The 16,141-nt window shown below is 69.1% G+C and carries 14 protein-coding genes, 1 tRNA gene, 1 pseudogene and 1 CRISPR repeat array; of the genes and pseudogenes, 8 read left to right on the forward strand and 8 right to left on the reverse strand.

Features of this window, described 5'->3' with window-relative positions:
• The first annotated feature begins 67 nt into the window (after positions 1–67).
• The 7 genes and pseudogenes from JL108_RS15245 to JL108_RS15275 all read left to right on the forward strand — a co-directional run bounded on the left by JL108_RS15245 (position 68) and on the right by JL108_RS15275 (position 4,643).
• Positions 68–140, forward strand: a tRNA-Lys gene (locus tag JL108_RS15245).
• A 201-nt stretch (positions 141–341) separates the two neighbouring features.
• Positions 342–1,208, forward strand: a pseudogene (locus tag JL108_RS20625) (Rossmann-like and DUF2520 domain-containing protein); the annotation flags it as partial.
• On the forward strand, positions 1,205–2,038 hold the full coding sequence (gene panC, locus JL108_RS15255; protein ID WP_205199060.1) for a pantoate--beta-alanine ligase: 834 nt from the start codon (positions 1,205–1,207) through the stop codon (positions 2,036–2,038). The pseudogene JL108_RS20625 and the gene panC, both read left to right, overlap by 4 nt.
• A gap of 2 nt (positions 2,039–2,040) precedes the next feature.
• Positions 2,041–2,472, forward strand: coding sequence for an aspartate 1-decarboxylase (panD, locus tag JL108_RS15260; protein ID WP_143913051.1), 432 nt, complete (start codon positions 2,041–2,043; stop codon positions 2,470–2,472).
• 18 nt (positions 2,473–2,490) lie between these two features.
• Positions 2,491–3,291, forward strand: coding sequence for a type III pantothenate kinase (locus tag JL108_RS15265; RefSeq protein WP_143913050.1), 801 nt, complete (start codon positions 2,491–2,493; stop codon positions 3,289–3,291).
• Between the two features lie 112 nt (positions 3,292–3,403).
• A complete protein-coding gene (locus tag JL108_RS15270; RefSeq protein WP_205199061.1) occupies positions 3,404–4,012 on the forward strand; it encodes a Uma2 family endonuclease in 609 nt (202 codons plus the stop codon).
• Between the two features lie 28 nt (positions 4,013–4,040).
• The gene (locus JL108_RS15275) at positions 4,041–4,643 is read left to right on the forward strand and encodes a 1-acyl-sn-glycerol-3-phosphate acyltransferase (RefSeq protein WP_307837286.1); all 603 of its coding nucleotides are present in this window, start codon (positions 4,041–4,043) and stop codon (positions 4,641–4,643) included.
• Here JL108_RS15275 and JL108_RS20540 read toward each other — a convergent pair.
• The 7 genes from JL108_RS20540 to JL108_RS15310 all read right to left on the reverse strand — a co-directional run bounded on the left by JL108_RS20540 (position 4,617) and on the right by JL108_RS15310 (position 13,309).
• Positions 4,617–5,219 carry a TetR/AcrR family transcriptional regulator gene (locus tag JL108_RS20540; RefSeq protein ID WP_143913047.1) on the reverse strand — a complete coding sequence of 201 codons (603 nt, stop codon included), beginning with the start codon at positions 5,217–5,219 and terminating at the stop codon, positions 4,617–4,619. The genes JL108_RS15275 and JL108_RS20540 overlap by 27 nt on opposite strands.
• Positions 5,216–7,207 carry a CocE/NonD family hydrolase gene (locus tag JL108_RS15285; RefSeq protein ID WP_205199062.1) on the reverse strand — a complete coding sequence of 664 codons (1,992 nt, stop codon included), beginning with the start codon at positions 7,205–7,207 and terminating at the stop codon, positions 5,216–5,218. Before JL108_RS15285 ends, JL108_RS20540 begins: the two co-directional genes overlap by 4 nt.
• Entirely contained in the window at positions 7,204–8,919 is a 1,716-nt protein-coding gene (locus JL108_RS15290; protein ID WP_205199063.1) for an ABC transporter ATP-binding protein, read from the reverse strand. Before JL108_RS15290 ends, JL108_RS15285 begins: the two co-directional genes overlap by 4 nt.
• Entirely contained in the window at positions 8,919–9,752 is an 834-nt protein-coding gene (locus JL108_RS15295) for an ABC transporter permease (RefSeq protein ID WP_143913044.1), read from the reverse strand. The genes JL108_RS15290 and JL108_RS15295 overlap by 1 nt, the downstream gene beginning before the upstream one ends.
• Positions 9,749–10,738 (reverse strand): ABC transporter permease, encoded by a 990-nt coding sequence (locus JL108_RS15300; RefSeq protein WP_205199064.1) that lies wholly within the window; start codon positions 10,736–10,738, stop codon positions 9,749–9,751. The genes JL108_RS15295 and JL108_RS15300 overlap by 4 nt, the downstream gene beginning before the upstream one ends.
• Before the next feature lies 1 nt (position 10,739).
• Positions 10,740–12,290: an ABC transporter substrate-binding protein gene (locus tag JL108_RS15305; RefSeq protein ID WP_205199065.1), complete on the reverse strand. Its 1,551-nt coding sequence runs from the start codon at positions 12,288–12,290 to the stop codon at positions 10,740–10,742.
• 86 nt (positions 12,291–12,376) lie between these two features.
• Positions 12,377–13,309 (reverse strand): LysR family transcriptional regulator, encoded by a 933-nt coding sequence (locus tag JL108_RS15310; RefSeq protein WP_205199066.1) that lies wholly within the window; start codon positions 13,307–13,309, stop codon positions 12,377–12,379.
• Between the two features lie 120 nt (positions 13,310–13,429).
• On the opposite strand from JL108_RS15310, the gene JL108_RS15315 reads away from it, so the two are divergent.
• Positions 13,430–13,696, forward strand: a complete 267-nt coding sequence (locus JL108_RS15315) for a hypothetical protein (RefSeq protein WP_205199067.1) — start codon at positions 13,430–13,432, stop codon at positions 13,694–13,696.
• Between the two features lie 356 nt (positions 13,697–14,052).
• A CRISPR array of direct repeats spans positions 14,053–14,683; the repeat unit is 21 nt; unit sequence GTGCTCCCCGCGTAAGCGGGG.
• Positions 14,684–14,879: 196 nt separating this feature from the next.
• Here JL108_RS15315 and JL108_RS15320 read toward each other — a convergent pair.
• Positions 14,880–16,136, reverse strand: a complete 1,257-nt coding sequence (locus JL108_RS15320) for an isochorismate synthase MenF (RefSeq protein WP_205199068.1) — start codon at positions 16,134–16,136, stop codon at positions 14,880–14,882.
• Between the last annotated feature and the right edge of the window lie 5 nt (positions 16,137–16,141).

The following is a 16,141-nucleotide window of genomic DNA, read 5'->3' on the forward strand; positions in this document are numbered from 1 at the left end:
CTAGGCGGGTGAGGCCTACCGTCCCGGTGGCGGGGGCGGGTGGCAGACTGGTGTCCGCGCTGAGCGCGGGCCTCTAGCTCAATGGGCAGAGCAGCGGACTTTTAATCCGCGGGTTGTGGGTTCGAGTCCCACGGGGCCCACTCGCTGAGTATCTGCGTGATGACGCGCGGTGGGCGAGGACGGATGATGATGCGTAGTGGCTGCTAGGGCCGCCGTAACGCATCATCGTCAGTCCGCGGCACGGTGAACAGGACAATCCCACGGGGCCTACGGTCGTGACGCAATCACGAGTACACTGACGACGTCACTTTGTCTGGTACCTCACCGAGGACTGGAACGAAAGGCAATCAGCTATGCAACGCTCCCGTGTGGGCGTGGTCGGGGCCGGCCGTGTCGGTGCCGTCCTCGCCGCCCGTCTCCGTGCCGCCGGTCATGAGATCGTCGGTGTCAGCGGACGTTCCGATGCCACGCGTCTTCGCATCGCCACCCTGCTCGGCGATGTTCCCGTCCTCGCCCCGGTACAGCTCGCGACGGAAGCCGACGTCCTCGTGCTGGCGGTCCCCGACGACTCACTCGCCGAGGTGGCCGAGCAGCTCGCTCCAGCATCCCGGCCGGGACAGTACGTGGTGCACACCAGCGGTCGTCACGGTCGTGCCGTCCTGGCGCCCTTCGCCGACCAGGGTGCCCGCACGGCGGCCGTGCACCCCGCGATGACCTTCACCGGCACCGAGATCGACCTCGATCGGTCCTGCGTGTTCGGACTGACCGCAGCCGACGACGATCGCGAGACGATCGCCGCTCTCGTCGCGGACCTCGGCGGCACCCCGATGTGGATCGCCGAAGGCGACCGCGTCGCCTATCACGCGGCGCTCGCCCACGGCGCCAACCACCTCACCACCCTCGTCACGCAGGCGATGGACATCCTGCGCGGAATCGGTGCGGACGATCCCGCGAGCGTGCTGCGACCGCTGCTGACCGCCGCCCTCGACAACACCCTCGCCTACGGCGACGCCGCGCTCACCGGGCCGGTCGCGCGCGGCGATGTCGACACGGTCCACGCGCACCTCGGAGCACTCGGCGAGGACACCCGTCGCACCTATCGTGCGCTGGCCGAGGTGACCGCCGAGCGTGCCCAGGTCACCGGCCGCATCGACGCCGAACCCGCTCGCCGTCTGCGCGAAGTCCTCGGCGAGGAGACCGTGCGATGACCGGGCCGCTGGTGGTCCGCACCCGCGAGGAGCTGCGTGCCGCGACCGAGGGCACCATCGCCCTCGTGCCCACGATGGGCGCGCTGCACGACGGCCACGTGCAGCTGATGAAGCACGCACGTCCGCTCGCCCAGACGCTCGTCGTCTCGATCTTCGTCAACCCCACTCAGTTCGCTCCCGGCGAGGACTTCGATGCTTACCCGCGCACCTTCGACGCCGACCTGGAGCGTTGCGCCGAGGCCGGTGTCGACATCGTCTTCTCGCCCACGGTCGACGCCATGTACCCCGATGGGCTCGACGCCACCGTGAGCGTCGATGCCGGCCCACTCGGACAGATCCTCGAGGGCGCCCAGCGACCCACGCACTTTCGCGGAGTGCTCACGGTGGTCGCCAAGCTGTTCGGCCTGGTGGGGCCGGATGTGGCGGTCTTCGGGGAGAAGGACTATCAGCAGCTGACGCTGATCCGGCTCATGGCCCGCGAGTTGTGCCTCGGCGTGGAGGTCGTCGGCTGCCCGACGGTCCGCGAGGCCGATGGTCTCGCCATGAGTTCGCGCAACCGCTACCTCGAGGCCGATGAGCGTCAGCTCGCCGGTGCGATCAACGCCGCTCTTCGGGCCGGTGCCGCGTCCGGCAGGGAGGGCGGCACTGCCGTCCTCGCGGCGGCCCGCGCCGTCCTCGACGAGCACGGCATCACGCCCGATTACCTCGAACTCACCGATCCCGATCTCGCCGAGCCGGTCCCCGGCCGCGAAGCCCGCTTGCTGGTGGCCGCGCGTGTCGGCCGGCCCCGGCTCCTCGACAACATCGCCCTGAACCTCGGAGGAAACTGACCATGCTGCGCACCATGATGAAGTCCAAGATCCACCGCGCCACCGTCACACAGGCCGACCTGCACTACGTCGGCTCCGTCACGGTCGACCAGGATCTGCTGGACGCCTCGAATATCCTGCCGGGCGAGCTCGTGCACATCGTCGATATCGACAACGGTGCGCGCCTGGAGACCTACACGATCGCCGGCGAGCGCGGCTCGGGAGTCATCGGCATCAACGGCGCCGCCGCCCGGCTCGTGCACCCCGGCGATCTCGTCATCCTCATCGCCTACGCGCAGATGGAGGACGCCGAGGCTCGCGAGTTCTCCCCGAGCGTCGTCTTCGTCGATGCCGATAACCGCATCATCGGCACGGGTTCCGATCCGGCCGAGGCGCTGCCCGGCACGGGACTCCTCCGTGGCGACATCATCGACAATCCGCTGGTCGCGCACTGAGCCAGATGAGGACGTGAGATGAGCCTGCTCTGTCTCGATGTCGGCAACCGGCTGTCGGTCATCGGCGTCTGGGACGATGTCGACGGTCAGCCCGCGCTGCGCGGACGCTGGACCATCTCCTCGGACGCCACCCGCACTGCCGATGAGTGGTATCTGGTGGCGCACGGCTTCGTGCGGGCCGCCGGTTTCGCCGATGACGATATCGAGGCCGTCAGCATGTGCTGCACCGTGCCCTCCATCGGGGTCGAGGTGCGCGGCATGCTCGATCGCTACTTCGACCACGTGCCGGTGTGGGTCGTGGGGCCCGGGGTGCGCACGGGCGTGGCCATCCACACCGACAATCCGCGCGAGGTCGGCACGGACCGAATCGTCAATGCGCTCGCGGCGATCCATCTCTACGGCGGACCGGCGATCATCGTCGACCTGAACGGCACGGCCACCATCGTCGACGTCGTCGACGGGCGAGGTCGTTACCTGGGCGGGGCGATCGCCCCCGGAGTCGAGGTGTCCCTGGAAGCGCTCGCCCAGCGCGGGGCCCAGCTGCGGTCCGTGGAGGTCGCCGAGCCGCGGGGCGTGATCGGCAAGAACACGGTGGAGGCGATCCAGGCGGGCGCCGTCTACGGCTTCGCCGGACTCGTCGACGGACTGGTCGACCAGATGATCGACGCGATCGACGCCGAACCCGAGGACGTCACCGTGGTGGCGACCGGCACCTTCAGCGAGGCCATCGCCGGGCACTGCCAGACCCTCACCACGCGCGAGGAGGACCTGACGCTGATCGGTCTGCGCCTCGTCCACGAGAAGAACCGCGACGCCTGAGCCCGCGGCACTCGACTCGCCTGTGGACAGCCGGGGACGGATGTCGGTGTCCAGCGAGATGATCGGACTCGCCAGATCACTCGTGGGTGGTCAGAATGGAAGGAGTCTGGATGTGTCGGTGCTGGATAGAGGAGTCGTGGGCGTGGCGAGCATGGCGTTCGAGTGGCCGAGTGACGCGTTGCAGCGGGTGCCGATGTCCTTCGAGGAGTGGGAGGCGCTGCCCGAGGAGGTCCGTGCCGAGTGGGTCGACGGAGTCGCCCTCGTGAACCCGCCTCCCGCGGTGCGGCATCAGTACGTCGGCAAGCGGCTGATGGCCTGCCTCGACCGGGGTCTGCCTGATCTGATAGTCGTGCACGAGGTGGGAGTGCGCACCTCCCGGCGACACTATCGGGTCCCCGATGTGACGGTGATGCGCGGCTGGCCGGAGGATCCGGTGTGGGTGACGGATGCGCCGGTGATCGTGGCTGAGATCCTCTCGCCGGCGACCCGGCGCGAGGATCAGCTGCGTAAGACGGGTGAGTACCTGGCGGCGGGGATCGACCAGTACTGGGTCGTCGATCCGGAGCACGAGGAGCTGACCGTGCTGCGCGCCTCGCGTGAGGCGGACGTGAACGCGTGGGAGACCGCGCTGGAGCTGGGCGGTGGGCAGCGCACGGGCGAGGTCTCGGTCGGTGACCACGGCACCGTCGCGATCGACCTCGATACCCTCTTCGGCCAGTGATGGTCCGCGTGTCCTCTATGCTCGCGGAGTGATCCTTCGGCGAGCCGTGGCCCGGCTGTACTGGACCGTCTCGCGGTGGAAGTACCGCTCGGAGTCGGTCCCTGAGGCGTCCGGCATCATGGTCGCCGCACCGCACACCTCCAACTGGGACTTCGTGCTCATGGTCGCCGTCGCCTGGCGCAACGGGCTGACGCTGCGGTTCCTCGGCAAGCGGGAGCTCTTCGCCGGACCGATGGGGTCGTTGATGCGGGCCTTCGGCGGCATCCCTGTCGACCGCCGCGATCCGGCGGGGCTCGTCGAGGAGCTCATCGAACGCCATCACGACGGCGAGAGCTTCCACCTGGTCATCACGCCCGAAGGCACCCGCGGGCCCGTGGACCGCTGGAAGTCCGGCTTCTACCGGATCGCGCGCGCCACCGATCTCCCTGTCACGCTGGCCTATGTCGATCGCACCACCGGCACGACGGGTCTCGGGCCGACCTTCCGGCTCAGCGGAGACGTCCGCGCCGACATGGATCGCATCCGCGCGTTCTACACGGGCATGGTCGGTGTCCGGCCCGCGAACACCGGGCGCGTCGCGTTGGCCGAGGAGGCGGACGCTCCGTCAGCGCCCGATGGGTTCCAGCAGTAGCCGGACGACCTCGGTCATCCAGGAACGGGCCGTGGCGGCATCGAGTCCGGGCACGCCCTGGGCGCGTTGCGTGCCCAGTCCATCTGAGTAGGCCGCGAGCTTCAAGGCGGTTTCGGCGGGCACCACCGTTCGGAAGACCCCGGACTCGACGCCCCGGGCGATGACGCGCGCGCAGCACTGTTCCCAGTGGCGGATCCGCGTGGCATAGGGCTCCGCCAGCTCTGGGCGCCGTGTCGCCACGGTCCAGTACTCCGACCAGATCCGCCAATGCGCCTCGACGCGGGGCGACTCGTCGAAGATCGAGGCGACGAGCAGCTCCAAGGCGGCCCAGGGATCGGGTTCGGCATCGGCGGCGGCGACGACCTCCTCGTAGAAGCGGTCGGCCTCCGTCACCACGACCGCTCCGAGGATCTCGTCGACGCCGGTGAAGTGGTAGGTGACCGTGCCCATCGACACCTCGGCCGCCGCGGCGATATCGCGTAACGATGTCGCCGCGAGACCCTCCTGGACGATGACGGCGTGGGCCGCCTCGACGATCTGCGCGCGCCGCTCCGTCGGCGAGAGCCGTTGTCTCACACCGAGGTCCTGGGCACCCGGTCACGATAGGTGAACTCGCCGACCGTCTCGCGCGTGCCGTCGCGTTCGGCGACCGCTCGGACGGTGTTCTCGAGGTGGAACGCGTCCGTATCGCAGGTGATGATCGAGGTCGTCTCCACCGATGCGCTCCAGCCCTGATGGGACAGGTCGATGCGCCAGCGCGCCTCCGTCGTCGGAGAGGTCGGATCGCCCTCGCGGATGCGGTACACCTCCTCTGTCCACTCCAGGAAGTCCAAGCCGGTCGGATAGCGGCGCGTGCCGCCGTAGCCGGGGTCGACCTCCAGCACCGTCTCGCCGGTGGCGACGTCATGCCGCACGACTCGCGGCGGCCGGGCCGCGGGCGCTCCCTCCGGCGTGCCGATCGGGATCGGCCGGGCGTGCTCGGGCTCGGCGAAGCCCACCGGGATGGCGCTCGGATCGACGAGCGGAAGGGCGATGGAGCTCGCGGCGAGGTCGAGGTCGAGGGTGTCGTCGACGGCATGCGGCCAGATCCACGGCCAGTAGTGGTTGCTCACGGCGACGCGCAGCCGATGGCCGGGCTCGAACCGGTAGCCCGCCGCGACGAGCGGCACCTCCACGTCGACATCCTCACCGGGAGTGAGCGGATCGACGCGATCCATGCCGTCGCGCTTGAGCAGATTGAGCACACCGCGTGTCACGAGTGTCGAGGATCCGTCCGGCGACACATCGCAGAGCCGCACGATCACCTGTCCGCGATCGTGGGTCGAGCGGAGCCGCAGCCGCGCCACCGGCTTGCCCAGTAGCTCCAGAGGCTCGTCGACACGCAGATCGATGCTCAGCGAGCGGCCGTCCTCGGCGCGCTGGTCGGGCGGCAGGTCGGCGTCGTTGCCGAAGGGGAAGAACCGCCCAGCGTCCTGGCCGGTCGACCACGGCGAGCGCACCAGGGCCCGCCCGTCGCCGAGCCCGGTCTCGTAGGTGGGAGCCTCACCCGGCCAGGGCACACCGACCCAGCGTCCCTCCTTGTGCCCCACATACGGCGCGGGCGGCTCGGGATCGTTGATCCAGGCCCGCAGATCCGGGTCGCTCTCCACCCCGGTGTCGGCCCCCTTCAACCAGCGATCCCACCAGCGCAGCGTCTCCTGCAGAAAACCGATCGACGGGCCGGGCGCGAGGCCCCGGTCGGGGTACTGGTGCGACCACGGGCCGACGATGCCCTTGGCCGGGGCGTCGAGATTCTCCAGCAGACGTAACACCGTGTCGCGGTACGGGTCATTCCACCCGCCGACCGCCAGCACCGCCGCCTCGATGCCGGGGTAGTTCTCGCACGCGCTACCACGCCGCCAGTACGCGTCGCGTTCCTGATGGGCGAGCCAGATCGGACCGAGGGGGCGCTGCTGCTCGAGCCGCTCGCGCCATTGCTCGACCCAGCGCTCGCCCACGACCTCGGGCAGCGGCGGGCGCGAGGCGAAGGCCAACATGGTCCCCGCCCATGCGGACATGTCGATCGCCAGCAATGCGCCGCCCATGTAGTGCACGTCGTTGTCGTAGCGGTCATCGGTGGAGCAGACGGTGACGATGGCCTTCAGCGGTTCAGGCGCGCGTTCGGCCAGTTGGAGCGAGTTGAAGCCGCCCCACGAGATCCCGAACATGCCGACGCCGCCGTCGCACCACGGCTGATCCGCCAGCCACCGGATCACCTCGACACCGTCGTCGAGCTCAGCGGGGGAGTACTCGTCCTCGAATAGGCCGTCCGAGCCGCCGGCCCCGCGCACGTCGACGCGGATCGAGGCGTACCCGTGCGCGGCGTAGTACGGATGCCGCTCGCTGTCGCGGACCGAGGTCCAATCGTCGAGCCGGTACGGCAGGTACTCCAACAGCGCCGGTACCGGCTGCTCCTCCGCCCCGACGGGCAGCCAGGCCCGCGCGCGGAGTCGCGCACCGTCCGGCATCGGGATCCACAGGTCGCGGACGTCGATCGTGCTGGGGTCGATGTCGACCAGGGTCATCGAGTGGTCAGTGCTCCTTCGTCGTCGCGGACCCGGTGGCCGTTGCCGACATCGACGAGCGGCGCATCGGGATCGAGGGTGGTGGCACGATGGTCGGCATCGCTGCCCGGCAGCTCGGTGTGGCCCGGTTCGACCACGGCCTCCAGCAGCGACCGGGTGTACGGGTGACGGGGCTGCTCGAACAGGACCGCGGTGGGCGCCGACTCGACGATCCTGCCGTCCTTCATCACGACGATCCGGTCCGCGACGCTGCGGACGACGGCCAGATCGTGGCTGATGAACAGGCACGACAGTCCCCGGCTCGCGCGCAGGTGGTCCAACAGCGCCAGCACCTCGGCCTGGACCGAGACATCGAGTGCGGTGGTGATCTCGTCGGCGATGAGCAGCGTCGGCTCGGCGGCCAGCGCGCGGGCGATGCCGACGCGCTGTCTCTGCCCTCCGGACAGCTGGGCGGGGACACGTCGCGCGAACTCCGGGCCCAGGCCGACCTCGGTCAGCAGACGATCCACCGCCGCGGGCGTCTCGGCCCGGGAGGCTCGCCCGAACACCTTCAGCGGACGCGCGATCGCGTCGCCGATAGTGCGACGCGGATTGAGCGCCAGATCGGCGTTCTGGAAGATCAGCTGTACCGAGCGGCGGACATCGACCGGACGTCGTGCGGCGGCACCGAGCAGATCGTGTCGGGCGCCATCAGAGGACCAGAGAGCGGCCTCACCGCGCTCGACATCGGCGAGCCCCGCGAGGGCCGAGGCGACGGTGGACTTGCCGCTGCCGGACTCGCCGACCACGGCAACCGTCTCGCCACGGAGGATCTCCACATCGAAACCGCTGACCGCGAGCTTCGGCGCGCGCGGATAGCGGATATCGACATCGCGGCATCGCACGACGACATCGGCATCGGGGTCTTCTCGTACGAGGATGTCGACACCATGGACCCGGGGTGCTGCGGCGATGAGCTCGCGGGTGTAGTCCTCGCGCGGCCTGCTCAACACCTCCTGGGTGGGCCCGTGCTCGACCTCCCGGCCGAGTCGCATCACGAGCACGTCATCGGCCACCGCCGACACGACGCCGAGGTCGTGACTGACGATCAGCACCGCCATGCCCAGCCGCTCGCGCAGCTCGTTCACCAGCGCCAGGACCGCCGCCTGGGTGATCACGTCCAAGGCCGTCGTCGGCTCATCGAGCACGAGGATCTTGGGGTCGGTGGCGACGGCCATCGCGATCGCCACACGCTGCTGCTGACCGCCGGACAGCTCGTGCGGGTAGCGGTCGATCAGGGCATTGGGTGACGGAAGCCGTACGAGATCGAGCAGCTCGACCAGTCGATCGTCGCCGCTCGGCAGGCCGTGGGCGTCGAGGGTCTCGCGGAGCTGCGCGCCGATCCGCATCGACGGAGTGAGTGCGTGGCCGGCGTTCTGCGCCACCAGGGCGACGGTGCCGCCTCGCAGCTGCCGCAAGGGCGCGGGAGCGAGCGCGAAGACATCGTCCTCGAACACCGTGACGGTGCCGGCATCGACACGCGATCCGTCCCGGAGGTGTCCCAGGAGCGTGCGGGCGACGGTGGACTTGCCGCTGCCGGACTCGCCGACCAAGCCGAGGGTCCGGCCGCGGGTCAGCTCGAAGTCGATGTCCTCCGCCACGGTGACCCGCTGATCGCCGGCATCGTAGGAGACACAGAGGCCGCGCACCGCGGCGACGGTCGAGCTGGTCATCAGATCACTCCTCGACGGGCGCGGTCGACGCCCAGGTACTTGCCCAGGCCGTCCGCAGCGAGGTTCAGCCCCACCACGAGCAGCGACAGGGTCACGATCGGGGCGAGGGTGCCCGCGGGCGCCACGGTGAGCGCGGTGCGGTTCTCCTGGATCATCAGGCCCCAGTCGGGGGTGGGCGGGTTCACGCCGAATCCGAGGAAGGACAGGGTCGAGACGAGCAGAACGACCCAGGAGGCGCGCATCGCGAACTCCACCAGGATCGTGTCGAGGATATTGGGCAGGACCTCGCGACGGATGATCGGCAGCGAGCGTTCACCGCGGGCACGGGCCGCCGTGACGTAGCCGGTGGAGAGCACGGGACGGGTCGCGCCGCGCACGACGCGAGCGACGGCCGGCACGTAGACCACCGAGATCGCCAGCACCAGCACCCAGAGGCTGTTGCCGAACACCGAGACGATCAGCAGCAGGGCGAGCACCGCAGGCACGGCGAGCACCGCATCGAGCACACGCGTGGTGGCGGCATCGACCCAGCGGCCGTAGTAGGCGGCGATCGCGCCGATGAGCGTGCCGACCACGACGGCCACCGTCGTCGCCAGCAGCGACACGAGTAGCGCGAATCGTCCGCCCTCGATCGTCCGCGACAGGACGTCGCGTCCGTACTGATCGGTGCCGAGCCAGTGGCTCCAACTCGATCCGGCGAGGGCGTTGTCGGCATTGGTGGCGATCGGATCGTAGGGCGCGAGCCACGGGGCGAGAATGGCGATGAGGATGGTCAGGCCGACCAGTGACAACCCGATGCGGGTGCCGACGGTCAGATCGCGGAGGCGGATCATGCGGACGCCTCCTTCGCGGACCGGGATCTGCGGCGCGAGCTGTGCAGGGTCCGCTGGCGCGGGTCGGCGGCCAGCGCCAGCAGATCGGCGATGAGGTTGACGGTGACGTAGACGAGTGCGCTCAGTACGGCGATGGCCTGGAGGATCGGCAGGTCGCGGGTGGAGACCGAGTCGATCATCAGCTTGCCGAGGCCGGGGTAGTTGAACACCGACTCGACCACGACGACGCCGCCCAGCAGCCAGGCCACATTGATCGAGATGACGGGGAGGACGGGCAGGATCGCGCTGGGCGCGACGTGGCGCCAGAGCACGCGCCGTCGGGTCAGGCCTTTGAGCTCGGCCGTCGTCGCGTACTCGGTGGCGAGTCCGTCGATCGTCGAGGATCGCATCGCGCGGATGATGTAGGCGGCCATCGCGATCACCAGGGTGATCGCCGGCAGCACGATCGCGGGGAGCAGCTCGCTGAGCGATGCATCCGGTCCTCCGAGCACGACGGCGGGGAAGATCGGCGCGATGATCGCGAGCAGCAGGATCAGGACCGTGGCCACGACGAACTCGGGGATGCTCATCGCGACCAGCGCGATGAGCGAGATGCCGGAGTCCGTCGACGTGCCGCGCCGCGACCCGGCCCACACGCCGAGGACGAGGGACAGGCCGATGCCGACCACGATCGCGGGCACGGCGATGAGCAGGGTGTGGGAGAAGGCGGTCCAGAGGGTGCCGGACACCGACTCGCCGGAGACCAGCGACGTGCCGAAGTCGCCGGTGACGGCGCCTCCCAGCCACTCGGCGAAACGCACCCACACGTTCGCGTCGAGGCCGAGCTGTTCGCGCATCGTGGCGACGGCCTCCTCGGTGGCGTTCTGGCCGAGCAGCTGCTGCGCGACGTCACCGGGCAGGGCCTGCACGGCGAAGAAGACGAAGAAGGCGGCGAGGAACAGGGTGATGACGCTCGTCGCGAGCCGGGTGCCGATGAGTCGAGCCACGTCACGCCTCCTTCAGGCCGAGGGACAGATAGTCCATCTCGAAGCCGTATTCGTCGTAGTTCACGACGTTCTCCGACAGCCCGACGAGTCGATCGCCGAAGACGGGGGTCATGTCGGCGCCGTCGTCGATGATGAGCTGCTGCGCGTCCTGGTACTTCTGACGCCGTGTGGCGTCGTTGGTGTCGGCGCGGGCGGCGTCGAGCAGCTGGTCGAACTGCTCGTTCGACCAGGCGGACTCGTTGTAGCTCGATCCGGTGCGGAAGATCTGGTTGAGCAGCTGGTCGACCGGGCGCCCCGTGAACCAGTAGCTGACCATGAGCGGCTCGCTCATCCATACCTGCGTGTAGTACGAGTCGGCCGCGACATTGGTGATCCGCAGATCGATGCCGGCCTCGCGGACCTGGCTGGCGTAGGCGGTGGCGATCGCGGTGAAGTTGGGCTCGTAGGCCGACGTGTAGATGCGCGTGGAGAAGTCCTCGCGGCCGATGCTGCGCAGGATCCCGCGGGCCTTCTCCGGGTCGTATTCGCGTTCGGTGTCCAGCCAGGCCTTCAGCTCGGGCGGCACGGGGTTGTCCCAGCCGGGGGTGCCGGTGCCTTGCAGCGCCGTCGAGAGGATCGCGTTCGGGTCGTAGGCGAGTTTCATGGCCTGCCGCATCTGCGGGTCCGCGAACTCCTCGCTCGTCGCCAGCATCGGGATCGTGTACCACTGGGCGTTGGCCACGCGGGCGACCGTCGTGCCGGCCGAATTGGCGACCACGCGTGCCGTGGGGTTGTCGAGATTGGTCTGCGAGAGGAGGTCGACCTGTCGGGCGAGCAGGGCGTTGACCCGGGCCGAGGTGTCCTGGATCGAGGAGAACTCGATCCGGTCGAGGGCCGCGCGGCCATCGAAGTAGTCCTCGTTGACCCGCACGGCTCCGGCTCCGGCCGGGGTGTAGTGCTCGAGGATGAACGGCCCGGTGCCGATACCGGTGTGTCCGATCTCGTCCGCCGAGTCCTCGGGGATCACGTAGCACTGGTAGGCGGTGAGCAACGACGGGAACTCGGCATTGGGCGTCGAGAGTGCGAAGCGGACGGTGGTCTCGTCGACCGCGACGATGTCGTCGATGAGGTCCAGTGCGCCGGCCTGTGGTGAGGCGACATCCGGGTCGAGGATGTGGCGGAAGGTGTACCGCACGTCGCGGGAGGTGAGTGGTCGACCATCGTGGAAGCGGATACCGGCGCGGAGCTGGAAGTCCCAGACGGTGGCGTCGGCATTGGACGACCAGTCGGTGGCGAGGTCGGGGACTGTATCGCCGTCGCGGTCCAGTCTGACCACGCGATTGTAGAGCGCGCCGAGGTATTCGTAGGCGGACAGCGAGCTGGCGGGATCGAGGGTCTCGGCGGCACTGGCGGCCGGGCGCGCGATGCGCAGCGTGGCACCGCGCTGGGCGGTGCCGGTGGCAGCCCGCTCCGGCAGCGTGAGCGCGGGGGCACCGCACGCGGCCAGGCCGAGGGCCGTGGCACCGCCGAGCATGCCGGTCAGCAGCCGACGGCGGTCGATCGAGGGGTTCACGGAGTCTCCTGAATGCTTATCGTTCACTTGAACGATAAGCACGGATCACCTGTTCTCCGCAAGGTCATCCGCAGGACCAGTGGGGTTCAGCTACTGATATCGGTATTGGGGTCGGCCTGAAAAGTTGCTGATATATCACGGAGAAAGTCGATGCCGGCCGTCACTGCCTGGCTGGTGGCGCGGCGTCCCGATCGATGTCGCAGAGCGAGACGCCGGGAGCCGAGACCGGGGACATCGGCGACCTCGACGCCTTCGGGAAGAGCTCCTTGGAGGGCGAGTTGGGGGAGGAGAGTCATGCCCTCGCCGGCGGCGACGAGGGCCAGTGCGGTGGCGTAGTCGGTGTAGGTGTGCGCGGCCTCTGTCTGTCCGAGCGAGGTGCGCACGCGGCGAACCGCTTGCGCGGTGGCTGCGGAGGATTCGACCCGCAGCCATGGCACACGAAGTCGTTCCAGCTCGACGATCTCCATGGCGGCGAGGGTCCCGGCGGGGGCGATGAGCTTCCAGGGGTCGTCGAGCAGGGGGATCTCGCGGACGCCGGGTCCGAGGGGCGGTGCGTGGTCGCCGCTGTCGTATTCGATGACGATGATGTCGAGGTCGGCTGACCGCAGGTCGCGGAGCAGTTCGCCGCGCGACGCCTCGGTGATCTCCAGGTGGACGCCGTACAGTTCCTCGCGCCACCGTGGGATGGCGGGTGCGAGGACGGAGCTGATGAAGCTCTGGAAGCTGCCGAGGCGGACGCGGCCGGTGGGGTCTTGGGTGGTCGAGGCGATGCGCTGCTCGGCCTCGTTGATCTCCCTCTCGATGTTCTCGGCGAGCTCGACGAGCTCGCGGCCCGCCGCGGTGAGCGTGACGCCGCGTGGGGTGCGTTCGACGAGCGCCTGACCGACTTCCGCCTCGAGGCGGCTCAGCTGTTGGGAGACCGCCGAGGGTGTGACGCGCAGGGCGTCGGCGGCGGCGAGAACGCCGCCGTTGCGGGCGATGGCCAGGAAGAAGGGGAGTCGCGACGCGTTGATCCTCACATTCAGAGAGTCTAAACACCCGCTTGCAAAAAGTGCATTTGAGTTGAACCTCCGAGACGTCTCAGAATTGCTGTGCGCGGTCCGCCGGGGGCCGCGCACGGTCATGTGAGAGGCGGAGTGGTGGACGGCATCGTGGCGGGAGTCCTCGGATGGATGGGGACGGTTGGCACCTTCGCGGCGTACGTGCTGTTGTGGCGGGGCCGGCTGATGGCGACCTCGTTGACGTATGCGGCGATGAACACCGTGGGAGGTGTTCTGGCCGGGACCGCGGGGGCGCTGTACGGCGCCTGGCCCGTCGTGGCGTCCAATGTGATCTGGGCCAGCGTCGGTGTGCATACGCTCCTGGCGACGATTCGTGCTCGTCGCCGCCAGCCCATCGCTCTCTAGGGTCGCCATCGGTCGAGTCGGTTCTTCACCCGATCGATCTCACCCGTCAACTGCTGTGCTTCGGTGGGGGTGAGTCCGGTCCGGACGAGGGGATCGAGCCGCTCAATCACCGCCTGCAATGCATTCAGCTCGGCTGCTAGCGGTGTGGCTGGTTCGTTGACTGCTGCGCCCATCCCCGTTCACCCCCCACCGAGAACTTATCTTGTGTCGAACTGGCGTTCGATCTGGTTCCTGACTTTAGAGGAACCCGCCGACGCTTTCGGCCTCCGTCCACACCCACCGAGACAGGGTCTGCGCGTGGTAGAAAAGTGATGCTGAAACCGGCCAATGCCGCGTGTTTGCGCAGGTCAGCAAGTGTGCTCCCCGCGTAAGCGGGGATGATCCCTACCAATCGTTCGTGGCGAGGGCGTTCTCGTCGTGCTCCCCGCGTAAGCGGGGATGATCCCACCGATGGCCCGCGTTCCCGAGCAGCCCGACAGTGCTCCCCGCGTAAGCGGGGATGATCCCCGCCAACGCCGAACCATCATGGCCGATCTCGCGTGCTCCCCGCGTAAGCGGGGGTGATCCGGCCCCCGACGTGTCGAAGTTCCTCGATGCCATGTGCTCCCCGCGTAAGCGGGGGTGATCCGGCGACCAAGGTCGTCCACCACCCCAACTTCCCGTGCTCCCCGCGTAAGCGGGGATGATCCGACGAACCCGGCTTGCTTCTCCAACGTGGCGGCGTGCTCCCCGCGCAAGCGGGGATGATCCGACGAACCCGGCTTGCTTCTCCAACGTGGCGGCGTGCTCCCCGCGTAAGCGGGGATGATCCGCCAGCGACCCGACATTGAGACGGTCGAGGCATGTGCTCCCCGTGTAGGCGGGGATGATCCCGAGCGATTCGCCTTCCCCAGCGGCACCGCCTGGTGCTCCCCGCGTAAGCGGGGGTGAACCCGACGTCGGGGCTTTCATCGACAAGGCGGCCAGGTGCTCCTCGCGCAGTCGGGGATGGGTCGGCGGTGGGCTATCCCGCACCCGCGTCAGCAAGGTGCGGGATGGCTCACCGCTCAGGTCGTCGCGTCGAGCCAGATGCCTGGTCGGTGAGTGATCACGCAGGTCAGTGCGCAAAGTGCGGGATCACTCACCGCTGGGATCCTGCGTCCTCGCCCCGTTTGAGAGCGCCGGATCCGGGAGCGAGCGGGGCTCAGGACTCCAGGCTGGAGCGGACCGGGACGAGTTTCGCGTCGGACTCGGCCAGCTCGTCCGCCGGGACGGAGTCCGCGACGATCCCGCACCCCGCGAACAGCCGTACGCGTGATCCGTCCTCGAGTACTTGAGCCGAGCGCAGGCCGATGCCCCACTCGCCGTCCCCGTTGGCGCCGATCCAGCCCACAGGGCCGGCGTAGCGCCCGCGGTCCATACCCTCGATCTCCTCGATGAGCTCCACGGCATCGGTCGTCGGGGTGCCGCCGACAGCCGCCGAAGGGTGGAGAGCCGCCGCGAGCGAGAGCGCGCTGGCTTCCTCGCGCAGCACGCCGGTCACATCCGTGGCGAGGTGCATGACGTTCGGAAGGTGCAGCACGAAAGGCGACTCGGGCACGTTCATGCCGGTGCATGCGGGGGCGAGCGCGTCGGCGACCGATGCGACCGCGTACTCGTGCTCCTCCAGGTCCTTGCTCGATCGGGCGAGCGAGGCGGCGAGTGCGAGGTCGCGATGGTCGTCACCGCTGCGGCGGATCGTGCCGGCGAGGACCCGCGAGGTCACCAGGCCGCCCTCCAGGCGCACGAGCATCTCGGGTGTCGAGCCGAAGAAGCCGTCGACATGGAAGGTCCAGCAGCTCGGATACTCCTGCGCCAGCCGCCGCAGTGGATGACGGACGTCGATCGCCTCGTCGGCCACGGCATCGACGGACCGGGCCAGCACGACCTTGTCGAGCTCGTCCGCGGCGATGCGGTCGACGGCGGTGGCGACGATGTCACGCCACGCCGCCCGGCGGGAGTCGTCGTCCTCGAGCGCGACGGCGACGGCGCGCGCGGGGGAGGCGGCCTCGAGGGCCGGGGCCGCCGTGATCGCGCGGCCGATCGTCGTGAGCCAGCAGACGCCGTCGCGTCGTCCCACCACCACCTCGGGGACGACCAGGAGGCTGCCCTCGGCATGATCGGAGAAGGTGAAGGTGCCGAAGGCCACCAGTCCGCTACCGGGTGCCTCGATATCGTCGCGGACGACGGCACGGTTCGCGAGGGTGCGCCACCAGCGATCCGCCTCGTCGAAACGCTCCGGACCCGTCCATCCGAACTGTGCCGCACGGCCCCATCCGACGAGTCCGTCGCCACCGTGGACCCAGGCCAGCTGCCCGGCGTCCGGCAGCAGGGAGATGAGCTCCCCGGGGTCGTCGATGCGGCGGGTGCGCACGATGAGTGGCTCGATCTCCCACCGCGGGTCGGTGACGGGGTTGCTCACGTCGA

Source organism: Aeromicrobium sp. YIM 150415 (genome assembly GCF_016918125.1).
GTDB classification, from domain to species: Bacteria; Actinomycetota; Actinomycetes; order Propionibacteriales; family Nocardioidaceae; genus Aeromicrobium; species Aeromicrobium piscarium.